This window comes from Streptomyces sp. NPDC088252 (genome assembly GCF_044740965.1).
In the GTDB taxonomy this organism is placed as follows: domain Bacteria; phylum Actinomycetota; class Actinomycetes; order Streptomycetales; family Streptomycetaceae; genus Streptomyces.
The window spans coordinates 49473-68427 of record NZ_JBIURS010000027.1; the positions used below are offsets into that span (position 1 = coordinate 49473).

The 18955-nt window shown below is 69.5% G+C and carries 22 protein-coding genes; 18 read left to right on the plus strand and 4 right to left on the minus strand.

Annotated features, from left to right (window positions below):
* Nucleotides 1-103: 103 nt before the first annotated feature.
* Nucleotides 104-664, minus strand: coding sequence for a TetR/AcrR family transcriptional regulator (locus ACIOHC_RS36705; protein ID WP_351079815.1), 561 nt, complete (start codon nt 662-664; stop codon nt 104-106).
* Between the two features lie 89 nt (nt 665-753).
* Between ACIOHC_RS36705 and ACIOHC_RS36710 the strand changes: the two genes are divergently transcribed.
* The 6 genes from ACIOHC_RS36710 to ACIOHC_RS36735 all read left to right on the plus strand — a co-directional run bounded on the left by ACIOHC_RS36710 (nt 754) and on the right by ACIOHC_RS36735 (nt 5181).
* Nucleotides 754-1431, plus strand: coding sequence for a DsbA family oxidoreductase (locus tag ACIOHC_RS36710; RefSeq protein ID WP_401845927.1), 678 nt, complete (start codon nt 754-756; stop codon nt 1429-1431).
* Nucleotides 1428-2594, plus strand: a complete 1167-nt coding sequence (locus ACIOHC_RS36715; protein WP_365690710.1) for a hypothetical protein — start codon at nt 1428-1430, stop codon at nt 2592-2594. The genes ACIOHC_RS36710 and ACIOHC_RS36715 overlap by 4 nt, the downstream gene beginning before the upstream one ends.
* Before the next feature lie 320 nt (nt 2595-2914).
* Nucleotides 2915-3931, plus strand: a complete 1017-nt coding sequence (locus tag ACIOHC_RS36720) for a proline racemase family protein (RefSeq protein WP_351079809.1) — start codon at nt 2915-2917, stop codon at nt 3929-3931.
* A gap of 582 nt (nt 3932-4513) precedes the next feature.
* Nucleotides 4514-4687, plus strand: coding sequence for a hypothetical protein (locus ACIOHC_RS36725; protein WP_401845956.1), 174 nt, complete (start codon nt 4514-4516; stop codon nt 4685-4687).
* A gap of 90 nt (nt 4688-4777) precedes the next feature.
* Nucleotides 4778-4993, plus strand: coding sequence for a hypothetical protein (locus ACIOHC_RS36730; RefSeq protein WP_365690748.1), 216 nt, complete (start codon nt 4778-4780; stop codon nt 4991-4993).
* Nucleotides 4990-5181: a hypothetical protein gene (locus ACIOHC_RS36735; protein WP_351079807.1), complete on the plus strand. Its 192-nt coding sequence runs from the start codon at nt 4990-4992 to the stop codon at nt 5179-5181. The genes ACIOHC_RS36730 and ACIOHC_RS36735 overlap by 4 nt, the downstream gene beginning before the upstream one ends.
* A gap of 357 nt (nt 5182-5538) precedes the next feature.
* On the opposite strand, the gene ACIOHC_RS36740 is transcribed toward ACIOHC_RS36735, so the two are convergent.
* On the minus strand, nt 5539-5703 hold the full coding sequence (locus tag ACIOHC_RS36740) for a hypothetical protein (protein WP_351079805.1): 165 nt from the start codon (nt 5701-5703) through the stop codon (nt 5539-5541).
* A 610-nt stretch (nt 5704-6313) separates the two neighbouring features.
* On the opposite strand from ACIOHC_RS36740, the gene ACIOHC_RS36745 reads away from it, so the two are divergent.
* Entirely contained in the window at nt 6314-6742 is a 429-nt protein-coding gene (locus ACIOHC_RS36745; RefSeq protein ID WP_351079803.1) for an ATP-binding protein, read from the plus strand.
* A gap of 1289 nt (nt 6743-8031) precedes the next feature.
* Here ACIOHC_RS36745 and ACIOHC_RS36750 read toward each other — a convergent pair.
* Together ACIOHC_RS36750 and ACIOHC_RS36755 are read right to left on the minus strand one after the other, a co-directional pair.
* Nucleotides 8032-8796 (minus strand): zf-HC2 domain-containing protein, encoded by a 765-nt coding sequence (locus ACIOHC_RS36750; RefSeq protein ID WP_351079801.1) that lies wholly within the window; start codon nt 8794-8796, stop codon nt 8032-8034.
* Nucleotides 8797-8821: 25 nt separating this feature from the next.
* On the minus strand, nt 8822-9424 hold the full coding sequence (locus ACIOHC_RS36755) for a sigma-70 family RNA polymerase sigma factor (RefSeq protein WP_351079799.1): 603 nt from the start codon (nt 9422-9424) through the stop codon (nt 8822-8824).
* 144 nt (nt 9425-9568) lie between these two features.
* Here ACIOHC_RS36755 and ACIOHC_RS36760 point away from each other — a divergent pair, with 144 nt between their 5' ends.
* From ACIOHC_RS36760 to ACIOHC_RS36810, 11 genes are all read left to right on the plus strand, one after another.
* Entirely contained in the window at nt 9569-9718 is a 150-nt protein-coding gene (locus ACIOHC_RS36760) for a hypothetical protein (protein WP_401845931.1), read from the plus strand.
* A complete protein-coding gene (locus tag ACIOHC_RS36765) occupies nt 9715-10197 on the plus strand; it encodes a hypothetical protein (protein WP_351079797.1) in 483 nt (160 codons plus the stop codon). The genes ACIOHC_RS36760 and ACIOHC_RS36765 overlap by 4 nt, the downstream gene beginning before the upstream one ends.
* 441 nt (nt 10198-10638) lie before the next feature.
* Nucleotides 10639-11157 (plus strand): cupredoxin family copper-binding protein, encoded by a 519-nt coding sequence (locus ACIOHC_RS36770; RefSeq protein ID WP_365690706.1) that lies wholly within the window; start codon nt 10639-10641, stop codon nt 11155-11157.
* Entirely contained in the window at nt 11154-12104 is a 951-nt protein-coding gene (locus tag ACIOHC_RS36775) for a metallophosphoesterase (protein WP_351079793.1), read from the plus strand. Before ACIOHC_RS36770 ends, ACIOHC_RS36775 begins: the two co-directional genes overlap by 4 nt.
* Nucleotides 12101-12559: a hypothetical protein gene (locus ACIOHC_RS36780; RefSeq protein ID WP_351079791.1), complete on the plus strand. Its 459-nt coding sequence runs from the start codon at nt 12101-12103 to the stop codon at nt 12557-12559. Before ACIOHC_RS36775 ends, ACIOHC_RS36780 begins: the two co-directional genes overlap by 4 nt.
* 549 nt (nt 12560-13108) lie before the next feature.
* Nucleotides 13109-14569, plus strand: coding sequence for a hypothetical protein (locus ACIOHC_RS36785; protein ID WP_365690704.1), 1461 nt, complete (start codon nt 13109-13111; stop codon nt 14567-14569).
* Nucleotides 14566-14931 (plus strand): hypothetical protein, encoded by a 366-nt coding sequence (locus ACIOHC_RS36790; protein ID WP_365690703.1) that lies wholly within the window; start codon nt 14566-14568, stop codon nt 14929-14931. The genes ACIOHC_RS36785 and ACIOHC_RS36790 overlap by 4 nt, the downstream gene beginning before the upstream one ends.
* Nucleotides 14919-16541 carry a hypothetical protein gene (locus tag ACIOHC_RS36795; protein ID WP_351079785.1) on the plus strand — a complete coding sequence of 541 codons (1623 nt, stop codon included), beginning with the start codon at nt 14919-14921 and terminating at the stop codon, nt 16539-16541. Before ACIOHC_RS36790 ends, ACIOHC_RS36795 begins: the two co-directional genes overlap by 13 nt.
* Nucleotides 16538-16957, plus strand: coding sequence for a hypothetical protein (locus ACIOHC_RS36800; RefSeq protein WP_351079783.1), 420 nt, complete (start codon nt 16538-16540; stop codon nt 16955-16957). Before ACIOHC_RS36795 ends, ACIOHC_RS36800 begins: the two co-directional genes overlap by 4 nt.
* On the plus strand, nt 16954-17367 hold the full coding sequence (locus ACIOHC_RS36805; protein WP_351079781.1) for a hypothetical protein: 414 nt from the start codon (nt 16954-16956) through the stop codon (nt 17365-17367). The genes ACIOHC_RS36800 and ACIOHC_RS36805 overlap by 4 nt, the downstream gene beginning before the upstream one ends.
* Nucleotides 17364-18584, plus strand: coding sequence for an acyl-CoA dehydrogenase family protein (locus ACIOHC_RS36810; RefSeq protein WP_351079779.1), 1221 nt, complete (start codon nt 17364-17366; stop codon nt 18582-18584). The genes ACIOHC_RS36805 and ACIOHC_RS36810 overlap by 4 nt, the downstream gene beginning before the upstream one ends.
* The last annotated feature ends 371 nt before the right edge of the window (nt 18585-18955 follow it).

The following is an 18955-nucleotide window of genomic DNA, read 5'->3' on the forward strand; positions in this document are numbered from 1 at the left end:
TTCCGGTGGTGCGTGGCCTCGTCGTCCGTAGTGGCTGGTGCGCATCCACTTCTGCCGGGGCAGATGCCCGCACTCAGCGCGTCGGCGACTGATCCGGCCCTGTTCAGGCGTGCGCCAGCAGACGCGACGCCGCCTTCCGGGCCAGGCCGGCGGCGGCAGTGTCGCCGAGGCTGACACGGGCGCAGGCCGCTCCGTCGGCGAGCATGAGCACGGTGGCCGCGGTCGCCTCGGGATCCATCTCCTCCGCCTCCTCGGCGAGTGCTCCCAGGTAGTGGAGGATTTCGCGTTTGTGGTCGCGGATGGCGACACGCACGGGGTGGTCGGGGTCGGGGTATTCGGCGGCGACGTTCACCAGATCACTGCCGCGGTAGGCGGGGTCGGCGAACTCCCCGGCCAGCAGGTCGAAGATCGCAAGGAGCCGGTCCTGAGGCGTCCTCACGGCCGCGGCGCTTGCGCGCAGGCGCGCGCACCACGCGTCGTTGCGCCGACGCAGAACAGCGGCGACGAGTTCGTCCTTGGAGCGGAAGTGCTGGTACAGGGTCGATTTGGCCACCCCGGAGGCGCGCCAGATCTCATTGATACCCACGGCGCGCACGCCGCAGCGGGTGAAGAGGTCGGCCGCCGCCGTGACGATCCTGGCGCGGGTGGTCTCAGAAGCGGTCATCGGCACCTCCGGTGAAGCGCGGGAATGGGGGAGGCCCCACCGCCGTTGTCATCGAACAGACTAGTCGGTTCGATTGGGAGGCTCTACCCATGATCGACCTTGATGTGTTCAGCGATCTGATCTGCCCCTGGTGCTACATCGGCGGGCGCCGGCTGCAACGGGCCGTCGGCATCGTGACGGAACGCACCGGTCAGGAGTTCCGCATCCGCCACCACGCCTTCGAGCTCAACCCGGCGATGCCGACGGTCGGTGTGGACCGGCGTACCTATCGCAGTGAGAAGTTCGGCAGCTGGGAGCATTCGCAGCGGCTGGACGCCGGCACGGTGACGGTCGGCCGGGACGAGGGCATCGTCTTCGATTACGAGGCGATCACCAGGACACCGAACACCCGGGCCGGACACCGGCTGATCGCGCTGGCCGAGCAGAGCGCACAGCCGAGTGCGGCCATGGCCGACCGCCTGCTCGTGGCCTACTTCTCCGAGGGGCAGGACATCGGCGATGTGGACGTGCTGGCCCGGATCGGCAAGGAGGTGGGGCTCGGCGACGACGTGGCCACACGGCTGACGGACCCTGCGCCGGAGACGGCCGTGGCGAAGGACGAACAACTGGCCGAACGCATCGGCCTTCGCGGAGTGCCGCTGCTGATCACCGGCGGCAAGGCGATCAACGGCGCCGTCGGCACCGGCACGCTCGTGGAGATCCTTCGACGCCATGCCACCCAGGCGCCGGACGGCGCCGTGTGCGAGAACGGAGTGTGCTCGCTGTGACCACCGTGCCGGACATCGAGTCAGTGGGCGTCGTCGGCGGTTCGCTGGGGGGCCTGTTCCAGGCGGTCGCGCTCACCGAGCTGGGACTGGACGTCACCGTCTGGGAGCGGTCCTCCGGCCGTCCCGACGACCGCGGGGCGGGGATCGTGCTCCAGCCGAGCGTTGCCTGGTTCCTCAACATGTTCTGCGGCGTCGACCCCGACCGGATCAGCGTGCCCGTCACGCACCGGCAGTTCTTCAGCCGGGACGGGCGAAGCCATCACACGCTCATGCGGCAACAGATGATCTCCTGGGGCGCGCTCTACACATCCCTGCGGGACGGCCTCGACCCCGCGCGCTACCACGACGGGCAGCAAGTGACGGCGCTCGCACCCAGGCCCGACGGCGTAGACGTCCACCTCGGTGACACCGTCCGCTCCGTGGACCTCGCAATCATCGCCGACGGCTCCGCCTCTCGCCATCGCGGGCTCGTCGCACCCGACAGTGCTCCCCGCTACGCCGGGTATGTCGCCTACCGGGGCGTCATCGGCGAGGCTGACCTCTCCGAGGGCCTGAGCGCAGTCTTCCGCGACCGTTTCAGCTTCTACGACGGGGACCGCACCCAGTTCCTGTGCTACTTCATCCCGGGCGACTTCGGCACGACCACGCCGGGAAAGCGCCGGATGAACTGGGTGTGGTACGTACGGGCCGACGCGGCCGGCCTGGACCGCATCACCACCGACCGGAACGGCACCGCCCACGGACTCTCCCTGCCCCCGGGGCTGATGGCCCCGCGGGTGCACGACGAGCTCCTGGACCGCACGCGGAAGTTGCTTCCCGAGCCCATGCGTGAGCTCGTGGAGCACACCAGGGAGCCGTTCGCGCAGGCGATCCTCGATGGGCGGGTCACCCGGATGCGCGACGACCGGATGCTGCTGACCGGCGACGCGGCCTTTGTCGTCCGGCCGCACACCGCGGCCAGCGCGGAGAAGGCGGCCGCCGACGCCATCACCCTCTTCACCGCCCTGCAGCAGGTTCCCTCCCTTGACGGCGCCCTGCGGGCGTGGGAGAAGAACCGGCTCGCTGAAGGAATGGCCCTCTACCGGCACGGCGTCGGCCTCGGACACCGGCTCGGCCTGGGCGGCCCCGCGACGCCCGCCGCCGCTGCCGGACCAACCGGCTGACGGCCGGGTACCGCAGGCGGGCCTTGGGGCACGGCCCGACTGCCTGCCGCACGATCTGCCGCCCCGCTGGGCGGCGGCATGGATCGGGCTTTCGGCAATGGCGGTCGGCGTTCGCTGGGTAGCTCCGCGGAGAATCCCGGATGTGTCATTGCGCAGTGCCATGTCACATGGTTCACTCGCGGGCAATGAGGCCGGCTCGGGAGGTGTCGGGTGTCCGCACGGTCGATCAAGGGGACCTTCGCCGCGCCGGCCGAACTCCCCCTCTGCGCCCATGGCCTGACGGCCCGCCCCGCTGTCCCCTATCAGGATCGGACCCCACCATGACCACCACCGACATCCGCACCGTCGATTACCATGCCGGCGGCGAGCCGTTCCGGATCGTCACCGACGTGCCCGTGATCGCGGGCGACACCGTGGCGGACAAGCGTGTGAGCGCGATCTCCGATCCCGGGATCGACGGGCTGCGTGCCCTGTTGTGCTCCGAGCCCCGCGGCCACGCCGACATGTACGGCGGGTTCATTGTTCCGCCCAACGACGCGGGGGCCCATTTCGGTGTGCTCTTCTGGCACAAGGACGGTTTTTCGACCGCCTGCGGTCACGGCACCATCGCTCTTGGCGCGTGGGCGGTGCGTAGCGGCCGGGTTCCGATCGATCCCGGCGGGGTCACGGAGGTGGTGATCGACGTGCCCTCGGGACGGGTCCGCGCCCATGTGGCCACCGACGGCGACCGGGTCGTCAGCGTCGACTTCGTCAGTGTTGCCAGCTACGTCCTGCACGACGAGGTGGCGGTGCCGACCTCGCGCGGGGAGGTCCGGTGCGGGATCAGCTTCGGTGGCGCCATTTATGCTCACGTCCCTGCCGCAGCGGTCGGCCTCGACGTGAGTGTGGCCTCGCTCACCGCGCTGATCGAGCTGAGCCGCGAGATCAAGGGCTTCCTCAATCCCACCGCCTTCGCCGAGCACCCGCTCGACGACAGGCTGAGCGGCATCTACGGCGTCATCTATGTCGACGACCAGGGGATCGGTCCCGACGGCAGCCTGCGGCAGCGCAATGTCACCGTGTTCGCCGACGGCGAGGTCGACCGTTCGCCCTGCGGGTCGGGTACCTGCTCGCGGGTCGCCGCGCTGCATTCGACCGGCCGGCTCAAGCCCGGCCAAGTGCTCGCGCACAGCTCGATCACCGAGGCGACCTGGCTTGCGCGGGTGCAAAGGACCACGCACGAGGCGGGCCGGGAGGCCGTGGTGCCGGTGGTCACCGGCCGGGCCTACCAGACCGGCGAGCACCGGTTCATCGTCGACCCCGACGACGACATGGTGCCGGGTTTCGTGCTTCGATGACGAGCAGTCACAAAGCCATCTCCCTATGACAGTTGCTTGCGTTGCTCGGCGTCGCGGCTCATCCGGTGCTGCCGAATATGAGGCCGGGCGCCAACCAGGCACCGCTGCCAGACACTGCGGTGCGATCGTGCGGCCCGGTTCCAGCAGGGCTCCCGGTGCAACGCTGACCTCAAGGCTGCGGACGAAGCCCCGATCTCCGGCATGCCCCGGATGTACGGCTACGACGTCGAGGCCGAGGCCGAGGCCCGCGCCCTGTGCCGAGGACGGAGCAGCCCACACGTAGCCGAATGTGCGGCCCCGCGGATCACCTGCCTGCACGCCTGAAGGTGACACCCCTTCGTCGACCGAGAAGACGGGGCCGATGCAAGCGCAAGGGTGACAGCCAGGGAGAAAGCCGTGGCATGCACCGCACATCGTCGGCTCCGCATCACCGCGACAGCGGGTGCCATGGCATGGGGCCTGATCGCCTGCCAGGCCGGGCAGGCGCCCGACTCACCACAAGCGCGTGTGGCTCACGCGAGCGGCGCGCACAGCCCCTTCGTCGCAGAGAGGGACGCGAGCATGGAGACCATGGTGAAGGCCATGGCGGACGCTCCCATGACGGGTGACGCCGACCGTGACTTCGCGGCCATGATGGTCCCTCACCACCAGGGAGCCGTCGCCTGGCCAAGGCGGTTCTGGAGCACGGCAAGGACCCCGTCCCGCGCAGGCTGGCGGAGGAGATCATTGTCACCCAGCAGCGGGGGATCGGCGTGATGCGGAGCCGCCTGGCGGCAACGCCCGTGGCTCACCGGGACGCGTCTCAGGCAGTGACGCGAGGGGGAGGGACAGGCCCGCACCGGAAGCTTGTCCGCGCGGATGGGCGAGGGCGGGCGTGCGCATGCCACCGTCTCGGTGAACGCGCTCGGCGCCCTTGACCTGATCCAGGTCGCGGCGACGGGACTTGTGCCCGGTAAGACGTACACACTCTGGCTCACGGAGCGGCGGACCGCGCCCTCCGGTCGCAAGCAGGCGCTCACCATGTTCACCGCCAACGCCGCGGGCGCACAGGTGAGTCAATGATCGGGCTGCTACGCGAGGTGCTGACGCCGCCGAGCTCCGCGAAGTCGGCGCCCGGCCAACGCTTCCTCGCCATCACTGCGGCAAGCAGCAACACACCTGTCGCCGTGCAGGAGAGCGCCCGTACCATGCCGACACCACCGGACCCGTCACCGGAACCGGCCCCCGCCGCGGGTGTCACCCGGCGCTGATCCAAGCCTCGACACCGTGCATGCCGTTCCGCGCGGCACAGCCGTCGCGCGATCCAGCGGCAGCCCGGCATGACGAGCCGAACCGTCAAACGGTACGCGGACGCCGCCAGGCCGGGAGACCTCTCGGTTGCTGATGCGGAGGTCGATGCTCAGGAGCGTTTGCTGAGATTCTTGGCTGCGGTAAGGATGCGGCTTCGTTCCATGAATCCGACGCCGCGATCTCTGAGGATCTTGTCGACGTGGTGTTGCTCGCTGCCGGTTCGGAGTCGATGTGCGGCCTCGGCCACCAGATCAACCTGCCGGGTTGTCGAGGCCGCTGTGCTGCCGCGGCCGGCGGTACCCGAACGGAAGTGGCCCTCACACCATCCCGTACTCGCCGTCCGTGTGGATAGCCGTGGCGCCCTGGCCCACCACCTTCACCGACCGGGCGACGGCCGATTCGACCTCGGTGGGCCGAGCCGAGCCGAGGCTGCGGTCGGGCGCTCCCTCCGGCCGGTGGCGGCGCTTCAGCCAGCTCCGCATCGGTCAGGTCCGACGGATACCGGCGTTGCCGATACGGACGGTTGCCCGCGTCCCCTGCGCGAGGCAGTCACGCGATCGGGCGGCCGAGTCGGACCCACCCGTACCGGCACGGAGGGCTGCGACCAGGGCCTCCTGGAACCTCGAACGGTCAACAACCTCGAGCTCCCAAGAAGCCCTTACTCCGTGCGCCGGCCGTCACACGACCACCCGATCGGGACCGCCGTACGATCCGCAGCCTCCTCGACCGACACAACAGCGGCTCCTCACCGCACCCATGCCGAAATCGACCAAAAGACGTGAGCGTGCCGAACCGTGAGGCACCTTCCACCCGTGAAAGTAGACAAACGCTGGTATTCACGAGATCTGCTCCCCATCCCTCCCCACCCGCAAGGAGTGAGCTGACATGACCCAGCTGCTCCCGACAGGCGGTCGCGGCGTCTGCGACGCTCGTCTCCACGCCACATGCCGAAGTGCCCGGCGGACCACGGCCATCAGCCTCCGGCGGCGACGTCGCAGCCGCGACCCGCACTCTTCGCCGCTCCCCTCGCCCCGTGTTCCGCCCCCAGGTTCACCCTTCCGCCCTCGCGCCTCCAAAGAAGAGCAGAAGCCCATGTCTGCGACCAACTCGACCATCACGAGTCCGCTGCCCCCACGAGGCTGCCGCCGCGAGGCGCTGCTCACTCTGCCGGCGCAGGAAGCACATGTCTCCGCCGCCCGTCACTTCGCGGCGGACCTGCTGGAGAACTGGAGCATCCCCCAGAACGAGCGGGACTCTGCCGTCCTCATCGTCGACGAACTCGCCGCCAATGCCGCCCGGTACGGCCACGAGTACATGACGGTGCAGCTGGCCGTCGACCACCACACGCTGCACATCGTGGTCGTCGACTCCGGAACCGCCACGGAACGCCCCCACCAAGACGTCGCCCCGGACGAACACGGCCGCGGCAACGGTATCGTCGAGTGCCTCGCACAATCGACCGAGGTTCATCAAGCTCTGGACGGCCGCCAGGTCCACGCTTGCCTTCAGTGCTCGGCATGACCGAACCCAGTGAGGCTTCGGTTACTACGTCGGCGTGTCGCTCCCATACCACCGCGACGATCCGCAGGTCACGACCGTGATCCAGCGGATGCTCTCCACAGACCCCTGGCCATGCGGCCCAGACGTTGCTGCCATCGGGGACTCGAAGGCGAAATGTTCGATGCGATGCGCCCCCAGCGACGGCCTCCCCGCTGATTCGATTCCGGCCGTCAGGCGATGCGGGCGGCTCGGACACGGCTGGTCGCGGTGGAACCGGTCGCCGCGCGTTGGTGAGGCAGAGGGCGAGCAGCCGCGGCACGTCGCTTTCGCGTGGGATCGGCTCGTCCGGCCTGCACTGTTCCTCGGGGCTGACGCGCGGGCGCGACCCGCGTGCGTCGAGCAGTGGCCGGGCGACCGCCGGCCCGAGCGCGGCGCAGTCGCTGCGAGCGTCGCGGACGGCCCGCAGCAGGTCGTCCGGGTGGGGGTCATCTTGAGCGGAATCCCGTAGCGCCTGGGTGACCTGCGCATCGTCGTGGAACGTCGTCAGGTGATCACGCGCGGCGGGGCAGTGCCAGCGCCCCGGTGGCGCCAGACCGCCCATGCCGTGCATCCGGGTGTCGACCGGGGCGACGTCGGGTGTGGTCTCGGCGGTCCGCCCGCCCGCTACCTGGGCACATACCGTGATGCTCCGGGTGGAGTCCGTGATCCACGCCAGTGCCGCGCAGCCCGTCGGTGTCGTCGCCGAGCGGAACCCGGATGATCACGACGGTCTCCCCATCGCGGCGGCGGCCGGGGTGCGACCTGCGCGAGCCGGCCGGCCTCCTCCCTCGGTGCTCATTGCTCGCCGCCTTCGGGTGCGACCGTACGACCAGCAGGCACTCGACACGGGCGCTGAAGGGTTCCCCGCCAAGGACGCGCCCCCGGAGCAGCCTCCACGGCCCTGCACGCCTCGGCCGGAGGCCGGTTTGTCTTCGCCTCCGCCGTCACGAGCCAGGCCATCGACGTCGTCGTCCGCGCGCCGTCCTCCGGGACGAACCCGCCCGACACGGCACGTGTCGCGTCGTTGAACAAACACCGGTCCCACGTGCTGCGGCTTCTCACCCAGGGGCACAACACCGACATCGCCGCCGCGTCGCACGTGACCGAGGGCACCGTCAGAGGCCATGTCATCCAGGTAGCCGCCGGGCTCGGAGCGGGGCGCCGAACGCGCCGAAGCCGCACAACATCGCCTTCCGCGCGGGGCTCGGTGGCGACGTGCGCTGACGCGGGCCATCAACGTCGGCCACGTGGTGTCGGCGCCGGTCGAGGCCTCACGCGGGGATGGTGAGGAGCTTCTGGCCGTTTCCGGCGTAGATGTCGAAGTGACTGATCGTTCCCGGGGACATGGGTACCGTCCCGGAAATCATGGCGCCGCCCGGATACTTGCCCGCCTGCCAGGTGGCGGCGGTCGCCGCGTCGCCCGTGACCCCGACCGCTTGCAGCCTGCACGTCATCCCGGGGGGCGCTCCCTTGGCCGAGACCTGCAGGGCGCTGCCCCAGGCAGCGGGCGAGACCTTCACCGAGGCGGACACGCCGGTGGCGGGGTCGCTTGCGGACAAGGTGCGGGACGGGGCCGGTGTCGTCGCGGCGGGCTGTGCCACCTGGCTGCTCGTGGCCGCGACGGTGGCCAGCCACGTGCCGCCCGACGCTGCCGCCGCGATGAGCGTCATGGCCGCTGCGACCGCAGCCAGTTGCCTCCGCCAGACGGTGCGACGTCGGGACGCGGCCTGCTGGAGCAACCGGTCGAGCCGACTTCGCTGCGGTACGGCAGCGGTCGCAGGCTGCGGCTGCGCGGTTGCGGCGGCCCGCCGCACGAGCCGGTCGGCCAGTTCCTCGCTTGCTGCGGGCGCAGCCTCCACCTCGGCCTCGCTGACCTTGGCGAGCAGCGCGGTCAACCCCGCCAGTTCGGCGTGCTCGGCCCGGCACTCGTCGCATTCCGCAAGGTGGACGCGTACCTGCTCCATCTCCTCCGGGGACAGCGTGCCCAGCACGTACCCGCCGAGGGAGAACCGGATGGCGTCACGGTCGGCATTCATGTTCCGCACCTCCTCCGCGCCGGTGTCACGGCTCGATGCCCCGTTCCTGCAGCGCCAGCCGCAGAGCCTTCAAGGCGTAGTACGTCCGCGACTTCGCGGTGCCTACCGGAATGTCGAGCGCCTTCGCGGCCTCGACCATCGTCCGGCCCCTGTAGTACGTCTCCAGCAGCACGGCCCGGTGGTCCGGGGACAGGGTCCGGATGGCGTCGGCCACCGCCCAGCTCTGCAGCGCCTGCTCGATCTCGTCTTCCCCGGGCGTCCGCTCCGCGACCCGCTCCAGCGCCTCGCCACCGACCTCGGTCGGCCTGGCCCGGCGGGCCCGATGGGCGTCGACGACCAGATGCCGGGCAACCGTACACAGCCACGCCCGCGCCGGACCGCGTTCGGGATCGAACGCCGCAGGGTGCTGCCAGGCCCGCAGCAGTGTCTCCTGCACGACATCCTCGGCCCATTGCCAGTCCCCTGAGGTCAGTCGCAGGACGAAGTGGAACAGCGGCCCGGCATGCTCGGCGTACAGCGTGCGGAGCAGTTCCTCGTCCGCGCGGGAAATGGTCCCCGTATCAGAGACACGGTTCCCGGAGCGGTCCGGTTCACTCCTCGAACCGCGCTTCGGAAGGCTCCACGGCATAGCGCGATCATTGCATATTCGGCAAATCTTGCAAATCTCACAAAAGGTGCTTGCAAGCCGAACCGTACGACCCTCGGCGCCCGTGGAACCCGACAAACACTGATCCTCAGGATCCTTTCCTCCATTCCGCAGGAGTGAGCCGAGATGACCGAGATGGTTCCGCCGCCCCTCGGGGCCTCCCCGCCGCGCGGCCTCGGCGCCACCTTCCGTTACACGTTCACCAGAGCCGGCGCCGATGCCTGCTTCTGCTCCATCCATCCCTTCATGACCCCGACCGTAGAGGTGACCCCATGAACCAGTACCCGGACGAGCACGGCGAGGCGCCGGGCGCCGTCCTCGATCAGTCAGCTCGCGACCACGCCATGACAAGAATCGCCCCCGCGAGGCGTCCGGCCTTCGCGATACGCCTGGCCATCGCTGCCGCACTTGCCGGGAGCGGGTACATCCATGCCCAGCTCTACCTGGACGGATATCGCTTCATCCACGTCGTCGGCGACCTGTTCCTGCTGCAGGCGAGTGCCGCCTTCGCGGTCGCCGCCCTGGTGCTGTTCGCGGCACCGGCGCTGCTCAGGGTTGCGGCTGCCGGCGTCGCGCTCGGTGCTCTCGCCGGGTTCACGGCCTCCCGCACGATCGGTGTGTTCGGGTTCACCGAACGCGGTCTGCAGCCTGCCCCCCAAGCCCTGCTCAGCGTCCTGCTGGAGACCGGTACCTTGCTGATCCTCGCAGCCTGGCAGGCAGCTGCGACGGTCCGTCGTCCCGTGGCCCCCCAATGACCCGTGGATCTCGACGAAGGGCTCCTCGCCCGTCGGGGCCGAGGGCCCTGACCGTTCTTCCACCGAACTGGCCGATCGCGCCTCCGGCGCGCATGAAGCCACCGGTGCGGGCGTCGGCTGAGGCAGCAGGTCCACGGTCGGGTCTAAGTGCAGTGTCTGTACGTCTTTGCCTGCGGTCCATTACAGACATCGCGGAAACTCTCCCGACTCCAGGCGTACTGCTACCCGCCGTCACGGTGAAACAACGAAGACTTCGCTGTGGCATTCGATTTGCTGAATGGAATCCACTGCCCGCCCACCTAAAGTGACCCACCGGGTCACGCCCCTTCAAATACCTCCCTCGGGGATGTGACCCGGTCGCCCATCTGCCTGAAACAGGCCGATCGCGGATCGGTCTTGGATCACACCCGCCCGTGCGGCGGGGAATGCGTAAAAGGAACGATGGCCATGAATGCGAACTTCTCTGTGCTGGTCCGGCGGTCGCGCACATGCCTGGCCGCTGTCGCCGTTGCCGGAGCGCTGGGACTGCTCAGTGCGTGCGGCGGATCATCACAAACCAAACCATCGGGCGCACTGAGTCCCGGCACTGGCCAGACCCTGCCTGGAACGCCCGGTGCCTCCGGAACGGGCGGTGTGGTCACCCCACCACCAAGCACGCCCTCGACTTCGCCCACCGCCGGCCAATCGTCCGCTCCGGCCTCCGCCAACGCGGTGACGATCAAGAACTTTGCGTTCTCCCCGGCCAAACTGACGGTCAAGGCGGGCACGAAGGTGACCTGGACCAACACCGACCCCGACACTCACACCGTCACCAGCAAACAAGGATCGGGCGGGCCGCTGAAGTCGGCAGGCCTGGCCACCAACGCCACCTACAGCTACACCTTCACCAAACCCGGCACCTACGCCTATTACTGCAGCATCCACCCGTTCATGACCGCCACCGTGGAGGTGACCCCATGACCGAACCCACACGCGGCTCCGACGGCGACGGCGAGCACGGTATGACCCGCCGTCAGCTCATGCGGCACTCCGCATGGTTCGGTGGCGCCGTCATCCTGACAGTCACCGGGGGAGAGGTGATCAGCCATATCCCCGGTTCGTCGGACCCCACCCCGGCGGGCAGCGCAGACCTGCGGTTCGTGCAGGTCTCCGACAGCCACATCGGTTTCCATGGCCCGGCCAACATGGATGTCGCCGGAACGTTCAGCGCAGCGCTCACCCAGGTCAACTCCCTCGGGTTCCGGCCCGACTTCGTCATGCACAGCGGCGACCTGACGCACCTTTCAACCCCCGCCCAGTTCGACCAGGTCAAGCAGATGCTGTCGCAGCTGCGCACGGACCGGATCTTCACCGTGCCGGGCGAGCACGACTCGATCGGAGACAACGGACGCGCATACCGACAGGCCTTCGCCAAAAACACCCTCGGCGACGGCTGGTACAGCTTCGACACCCATGGTGTGCACTTCATCGCGCTGGTCAACACTCTGCACCTTGAGCAACTCGGCCACCTGGGCAGCGATCAGATCGACTTCGTCCGCAAGGACATCGCCGGCCTGTCGTCGGACACCCCGATCGTCGTCTTCAGCCACATCCCGTTGTTCGCGATGTACCCGAAGTGGGGCTGGGGCACCAACGATGCGGTGCAGGTGCTGTCGATGCTGCGCCGTTTCTCCTCAGTCACGTGCCTCAACGGGCACGTCCATCAGCTGTTCACCAAGACCGAGGGCAACATCACCTTCCACTCGGCCGCCCCCACCTGCTACCCGTTTCCCAAACCCGGCCAGGGCCCCGGCCCCATTCCGCAGGTGCTGCCCGCCGGACGCCTCAAGGACGCACTCGGCATCCGCACCGTCAACTACCGGCAGGGCAGCCACGCACTGGCGGTCAAGGACGAGAAACTCACATGAACACCTGGAGCCTGCCCGCCCTCGCACTGCGCTTGGTGCTCGCCGCCACGCTCGCGGCAAGCGGATACATCCACGCCCAGCTCTACATCGACGGATACCGCTTCATCCACGTCATCGGCCCGTTGTTCCTGCTGCAGGCCAGCGCCGCCTTCGCAGTGGCCGCACTTCTCCTGCTGGCGGCACCCCTGCTGCTCCGAATCGCCGCCGCCGCTGTCGCCATCGGCGCGCTCGCCGGGTTCGCCACATCCCGCACCATCGGGTTGTTCGGGTTCACCGAACGCGGTCTGCAGCCCGCCCCGCAGGCGCTGCTCAGCCTCATCGCCGAGACGCTCACCCTGCTGACGGTCGTGGCCTGGCAGGTGTTCGAGGTCCGGCGACACCGGCGCACCCGGCCGCACCATGACGCGACCAGCCGAGTGCGACTTGACCACCGCACCACGACACCGGACAGATGAACCAGACACCGACGCGCCTGCCACGCATCTGACGCCGGTCGGCGCGGCGGCCCACCCGCCGGCCGACAAGTGGCAGACCGGCCGTCGAAGGGGGAGCGTGGAGGGGAAAGCGTGCGCTTCATGAGCCGGCCGCGTGACCGCGCGAACGGTAAAAGTCTTCTAAAGAGCGCACCTTTCTAAAGAGCGTACCTGGCTGATTACTGGGTTCGAATTTTCTTGCGCGGGCCACGGGATGCGCGCAGTGGGTCGACATGATTGCATTGAACTGAGCCGTGTAACGGTTCGCGACGCCGACACAATAGGTGGTCACCAGCCGGACCGATGCACGATTCGACCGTGTGTGTCGATCTGAAACCAGAGCGGTTATCGGGGTTTTGCTTTCGAGCGACGGGCGGACACGTCGACCCCAGGGCACCCCTCAAGGCTTGGTGCCACCTGCCGCACTTCGCCACTCCACCTGTAGGAATGTCCCGAATATTCGATCAGAAACGGGGCCTGCGCATGGGATGGCTCACCTTTGGTTACTTCATATCGTATGTTCCGTACGCCATGCTGGTGAAGGCGCTGGCCAGCGGAGTGACTCCGCTGTCGGGGAAGCCGGTCAGCGGCTTCGAGCTGCTGCCCGCAGCCGTCCTCGGACAGCTCGTGGTGATGCCTGTGTTCGTAGCCCTGTCGGGTTGGTGGCGGCATATGCGGCGGGGTGGGATCGGGGGGCGTCGGATTCCACTGGCAGGTCGGGAAACGTTGGCATCCGGCTTCTTCGCTTCGCTCATTATCGGCACCACCACGATGAACTACACCTTTTCCGGCGTCTCGATCCTCTTCATGCTGTTGTTGATGCGCGGGGGAGTTCTGGTTGTCTCCCCGCTGGTCGACAAGGCGCGCAAACGACGGGTGACGGCATCTTCCTGGGTGGGGTTGTGCCTCAGCCTGATCGCGGTTTCAGTGGCACTCGGTGATGTGAACAGCTACCACCTCACGCTGGCTGCCGTGCTGAGCGTCCTGATCTATCTCGTCGGCTACATGGGCCGGTTCGAAATCATGAGCCGGGTGGCCAAGTCGGGGGTTCTCGCAACAGACCGCCGCTTCTTCATGGAGGAGCATGTCGCCGCTCCGGTTTGGCTGGCTCTGCTGCTGGCGGCAGGGGCACTGGCCGGGCAAGCGCAGTTGCGTGCGGGCTTCACCACATTCCTCGGCACCCCGGTCGCGTTGGCGGCGGCGGGCATAGGCGTGGCGTACGAGGTGCTGTTCGTCTTCGCTTCGCTGATCTACCTCGACCGGCGCGAGTACACCTGGGGCGTGCCGGCATGGGCGTTCGCCAGCCTGATGTCCGGTCTGGTCGCCTCCTTCTCGCTGGCGTGGATGGCCGGGCTCCAAGCTCCGGGGAACGCCCAGCTCCTCGCGCTCGTCTTCGGCGTCGGCGCGGCGGCGGCGCTGTCCTACCCGTCGGCCGTCACCTGGTGGCGGGCACGCGCCACCGGGGCGGTGTGCCGCGTGCTGTTCGTCTGCGGCGGGAACACCTCGCGTTCGCCCATGGCCGAGGTCATCGCGTGGGCCCAGGCCGCGGAGGCGGGAGTCGCGGACGCCTTCCGGTTCTCCAGCGCGGGTGTTGCGACGACGCGGCCTGGGGACCCGATGGCTCCCGACGCCCGGTCCGCGCTCGCCGAGCTCGGACTGGGCCGACTGCGGGGCCGGGGGAATCCCGGGCCTCACCGAGCACGCCCGGTCACCCCAGACCTCTGCCGGGACAGCTCCGTCATCTACTGCATGACCCGGGCCCATCGCCACGGGGTGATCGCCATGGCACCCGAGGCCGAGGGCCGCACCCTGTGTCTGGATCCGCGCGGTGACATCCCCAATCCGGAAGGGCAGTCCCCGGAGGTGTACAGCCGGTGCGCGCGGCACATCCAGCGGTCCGTCCGCGTCCGCCTGGGCGAACTCCTCCGCTCCGACCACCTCGCTGCGTACCGTCGAGCCGCAACACCCGGATGCGGCAGGTGGTCGCGGTGATCGGCAGCATCCCGGAGGCGTTGGTGGACGCCCCGTGCGAGGCGTCCGGTTGGCGTGATCGGCCCACGCCTGATCACGCCAACCGGACGCCGTCGCCGGACGACGGCGTCGGACGCCGCGCCCTCGCCACCAGGTCGGGAACGCTGCCGGCCAGGGGGGAATCCGCCGCGGACACCGCCGCCGCACGGGCCCGCTTCCGCGACAACCTGCGCTTCCACGGGCCGCCAACCGCCGGCTGCGCGGATGTCCTGCGCCTGCGGCTGGGCATCGACTCCGACGGTCCCCTCGTGTGCACCCCGGCTGTCACTCGGTTCGTCCTGCCGCGGGCCCCTATGAAGGAGTACGTCCGATGGAGCGGCTGACGCGCGGGTGCGATGCCCCCGTCACGCGGCGGGCTCACATCGTCGCGGTGGTCGCCCGACCTGAGGATCTCACCACGCCCCGCCTGCGCGGCCTCGCGGGGGTGGCCGACGCGCTGGAGGTGCGTGCCGACCTCGTCGGCGACCCCGATCCGCACCGACTGCGCCGACACTTCACCGGGCCGGTGACCTACAGTCTGCGCTCCCCGCGCCACGGCGGTCGTTCGGCTGCCGGCCCGGTCGAACGCCGCACCCGCCTCCTCCGCGCGGCGGACCACTATGACGTGGTCGATCTGGAGGCCGTGGACGATCTGGTCCCGGAACTGCTGGCGGGCATCCCCGCCAGGCAGCGACGCGTGTCCTGGCACCAGCCGGAACCCGCACGCCCCGAGCGGAGCGCCGACCGCGGGGCCGGCGTGCTGGAGGCATCCGCGGAACTGCGGGAGCGGTTCGCCGCGATGGCCACCACACCCGCGCTGCTGTACCTCCTCGTGCCGCAGCCGGGAGCCCAGTACGGGTCCGCCTCGCCGCTGCTGCTCACCGGGCTCGGGCGCTCCGACGTGACGGCGTTCGCGTCCGGCCCCGTCGGCGCCTGGACCCGGGTGCTGGCACCGTGGCTGGGCGCGCCCCTCGCCTTCGGCCGGGCCGGTGCCCCGGGGGCAGACGGAATGCCGAGCGTGGGCCAACTCGTGACCGACTACGGACTGCCCGCTCTGCCACCGCTCAGCGCCCTGTTCGGCATCGCCGGCCATGCCCCGGGACGCTCGCTGTCACCCCGGCTGCACAATGCGGCGCTGCGGGAGCTGCGGCTGCCCGCGCTCTACCTGCCCTTCCAAGTGGACGCGTTCCCCCGCTTCTGGCACTGCGCCAACGACTTCGGGGCGCTGGCCCGGCTGCCGCTGCTCGGGCTGACCGTCACCGCTCCCCACAAGCAGAGCGCGGTCGAAGCAGCCGACATCGTCGGCCCGCAGGCGCTGCGGTGCGGCGCGGCCAACGTTCTGTGGCACGACGCCGGGCGCTGGCGGGCGGGCACCACCGACATCGCCGCCGCCCTGCACATCCTTGCCCGAGCCGGGATCGATCCCAGCGGCCGCAAGGCCGCCGTCATCGGTTGCGGCAGCACCGGGCAGGCCGTCGCGCTGGCCCTGCTCCAGGCCGGAGCCCGGGTGACCCTGGTCAACCGGAGGCACGCGCGCGGCCGGGAAGCCTCCTCGCGCCTCGGGGCTCCCTACGTACCGCTCTCCCGGTTCTCCCCGGCAGGACACGCTGTGCTCGTCCATGCCACGCCCCTGGCGGAAAGGCAACCGTTTCCGGTTTCCGCCGTCGACCCGGACGCGGCGATAGTGGAAATGGTCTACCGCGACCCTCCGACCGCGCTCATGAACGCCGCCCGCGCCCGCGGACTGATCGGCATCGACGGCAGGGACGTCCTGCTCGCCGAAGTGAGCGCACAATTCCACCTGTTGACAGGCCATCCGCTCCCCGATGCGCTGCCACTGCGCTCCCTCTGCTCCGGCCAGGTCGAGCGCGTCGACGTCCACGACCTCATCGAGCCGGAGGATGCGCCCCCGGCACAGTCCCCGATGCAACCCACGAGCGGAGAGGCACCATGACGACCCGTTCGGCCTCCTCCGACGGACCGACCGCACCGCGGCCGCCGGTCGCCCCCGACGTCTCGGCTCTGCTGGGCGACTGGGTCAACACCGACCAGGGCAGTTCGAAGGGCGCCCTCCGGCTGAACGTGACGTGGCACGAGAAGGGCCTGTTCGTCAGGGCTTTCGGCACCGGCGGCCCGCAGCCGCGCGACTGGGGTGAGGTGCCGGCGGTCGTGTACACCGCGCCAGGAACCCCATCGGCCGCCTGGTCGTTCTCGGCGATCTACGACTTCGGCTGTCTGCGCACTGTCCTGTGCGCCTACCACAAGACAGGCATCCTCGTGGCCACCACGAGCAGCATCCTCAGCGATGGCAGCGAGGGGGCCGACCACTGGGCCCGCTCGTTCTTCCACAGGGCGGTGGTGCGGACATGACGGCACGGACGGTCGACGCGGCGCCGCTGGCCGGTGGCTGGGTCAACTTCGACACCACCGCCACCGGTATCCAGCTGGTCGATGCCGCGGTCGACGGCAGCCGGCTCATGCTGCGGATCACCGAGCGCGGCGACGCGGACCCGTCACAAGAGACGCCGGTACCGCCGGCATCGCCCGTCACCGGCGCCACCCTGCCCGCCGTCCCGCTGGCCGACGACATGGACGCCTTCGAGGCCGTGGCCTTCCTCGCCGAAGGTCCGCTCGGTTCCCGCCAGGTCATCCTCTGCGGCTACCTCAACCGCGGCCTGCTGACCATCGATGTCCATGCCGTCCATGCCGTCGATCCGCGGATACCGAACGTGATGTACCGCGCCCACTTCTACCGTTCGGAAGGGGCCGTCCTCCCATGACCGACGACCTGGGCCACGGTCCGGCCCGCGATCCGGTGGCCAGGGGCGACCGGGTCGTCCTCGACGCCGTGGCGAAGCTGGCCGCGGACAACTTCGCCCCCCGCGCCGAGGAATACGACCGCAGGGCCGTCTTCCCCGCCGAGGACTTCGACGATCTGTTCTCCGGCGGGTTCCTGGCCGCCCCCGTGCCGCGGGAGCACGGCGGCCTGGGCTACGGCCCCCAGCAGCGCAACACCCTGCCCCTGTGGGAGATGACCACCACGCTGGCCAAGGCCGATCTGTCACTGGCCCGCTGCTGGGAGGGGCACGCCAACGCGCTCGTCCTCATCGACGCCCTGGCCGGCCCGGAGCAGAAGCGACACTGGTTCACCGGCGTGGTCGAACACGGAGAGAAATGGGCCGCCTGGAGCGGCGAACCCCAGGCCCCCAAGCCGGGCGAGAGCGGTGGCTTCGGCACCATGCTGACACCCGTCCCCAGCGGCTGGACCCTTCGTGGCAGCAAGGCGTTCGCCACCAGCGCCACCGGAGCCCAGTGGGCGATCCTGCTCGTCGATCCGGCCGGCCCCGGCGGAGCCCGGCGCAGCCGAGAGCCTCAAGGAGAACTCCTGCTGCTCGCCTGCGACCTGTCCGATCCGACTGTGACGGTGGACAGTTCGTGGTGGGACCCGATCGGCATGCGCGCGACGGTCAGCCATGTGGTGCGGTTCCACGACACCTTCGTACCGCGCGAGCATCTCATCGGCCGCCCCGGCGGCTACTTCGCAGGGCACTGGCAGACCGCTTTCATACCGCACTACGCTGCCAGCTTCCTCGGTGGCGCTCTGGCCGCGAACGAATACGGGCTCGCGTATCTGCTGCGGCAGGGCAAGGGCGGTGATCCCCATGTGCAGCAGCGGGTGGGCAGCATGGCGGTCAACATCGACACCGCCCGCCTCTGGTTGCGCCACGTCGCCGGTCTGTGGGACGAAGGCAGGGTCGAGGAGGCACGGATCGCCGGCAGCAGGGCCTGGCATGTGATCGAGCATGTGGCGGAAGAGACGGTGCACCACGTCATCCGCGCGTGCGGTGCCCGCAGTTTGATCCGCCCGAGCCCCGTGGAGCGGATCCTGCGCGACCTGACCTTCTATGAGCTCCACGACAACGACGACGACGTTCTGGCGACCATCGGGCAGGCCGTACTGGGTGAGCAGCACGAGCCGTCGTTCCACAGACCATGACTCCGAACCCTCAGGCCAGGTATGGGAACACGTCATCGCGGGGGGCGCAGCCGTCGCGCCTGAGGCCGACTCGGTGCGCGAGGCACGTATGGCTCGCGACGGCCGCTGCGGGCCCCAGCCCGCACAGCACGCTCCGATCGCCGTCGTGCACCTGCGAAGGGCCGCACTTCGGCGATGTCCGCCCGCCCTCGTCGTCCCGGCCGGTGCCGTAGGCGGTCCGAAGACCCGGGCGCCCATGGCTCTACGAACGCGGTCCGTCCTTCACCCGGGTCGGCATGTCGCTCTCATCGGCCGTCCGGTCCAACCGCTCTCCTTGATCCGCGTACCTGCTGGCGCGCCGACTGGACCCGGACGGGACGCTTCGGACGTAC

Coding starts and splice junctions, on each gene's coding strand:
- ACIOHC_RS36705 (WP_351079815.1), bottom strand. CDS start 664: ATGACCGCTTCTGAGACCACCCGCGCCAGGATCGTCACGGCGGCGGCC.
- ACIOHC_RS36710 (WP_401845927.1), top strand. CDS start 754: ATGATCGACCTTGATGTGTTCAGCGATCTGATCTGCCCCTGGTGCTAC.
- ACIOHC_RS36720 (WP_351079809.1), top strand. CDS start 2,915: ATGACCACCACCGACATCCGCACCGTCGATTACCATGCCGGCGGCGAG.
- ACIOHC_RS36725 (WP_401845956.1), top strand. CDS start 4,514: ATGGCGGACGCTCCCATGACGGGTGACGCCGACCGTGACTTCGCGGCC.
- ACIOHC_RS36735 (WP_351079807.1), top strand. CDS start 4,990: ATGATCGGGCTGCTACGCGAGGTGCTGACGCCGCCGAGCTCCGCGAAG.
- ACIOHC_RS36740 (WP_351079805.1), bottom strand. CDS start 5,703: ATGCGGAGCTGGCTGAAGCGCCGCCACCGGCCGGAGGGAGCGCCCGAC.
- ACIOHC_RS36745 (WP_351079803.1), top strand. CDS start 6,314: ATGTCTGCGACCAACTCGACCATCACGAGTCCGCTGCCCCCACGAGGC.
- ACIOHC_RS36750 (WP_351079801.1), bottom strand. CDS start 8,796: ATGAATGCCGACCGTGACGCCATCCGGTTCTCCCTCGGCGGGTACGTG.
- ACIOHC_RS36755 (WP_351079799.1), bottom strand. CDS start 9,424: ATGCCGTGGAGCCTTCCGAAGCGCGGTTCGAGGAGTGAACCGGACCGC.
- ACIOHC_RS36760 (WP_401845931.1), top strand. CDS start 9,569: ATGACCGAGATGGTTCCGCCGCCCCTCGGGGCCTCCCCGCCGCGCGGC.
- ACIOHC_RS36765 (WP_351079797.1), top strand. CDS start 9,715: ATGAACCAGTACCCGGACGAGCACGGCGAGGCGCCGGGCGCCGTCCTC.
- ACIOHC_RS36770 (WP_365690706.1), top strand. CDS start 10,639: ATGGCCATGAATGCGAACTTCTCTGTGCTGGTCCGGCGGTCGCGCACA.
- ACIOHC_RS36775 (WP_351079793.1), top strand. CDS start 11,154: ATGACCGAACCCACACGCGGCTCCGACGGCGACGGCGAGCACGGTATG.
- ACIOHC_RS36780 (WP_351079791.1), top strand. CDS start 12,101: ATGAACACCTGGAGCCTGCCCGCCCTCGCACTGCGCTTGGTGCTCGCC.
- ACIOHC_RS36785 (WP_365690704.1), top strand. CDS start 13,109: ATGCTGGTGAAGGCGCTGGCCAGCGGAGTGACTCCGCTGTCGGGGAAG.
- ACIOHC_RS36795 (WP_351079785.1), top strand. CDS start 14,919: ATGGAGCGGCTGACGCGCGGGTGCGATGCCCCCGTCACGCGGCGGGCT.
- ACIOHC_RS36800 (WP_351079783.1), top strand. CDS start 16,538: ATGACGACCCGTTCGGCCTCCTCCGACGGACCGACCGCACCGCGGCCG.
- ACIOHC_RS36805 (WP_351079781.1), top strand. CDS start 16,954: ATGACGGCACGGACGGTCGACGCGGCGCCGCTGGCCGGTGGCTGGGTC.
- ACIOHC_RS36810 (WP_351079779.1), top strand. CDS start 17,364: ATGACCGACGACCTGGGCCACGGTCCGGCCCGCGATCCGGTGGCCAGG.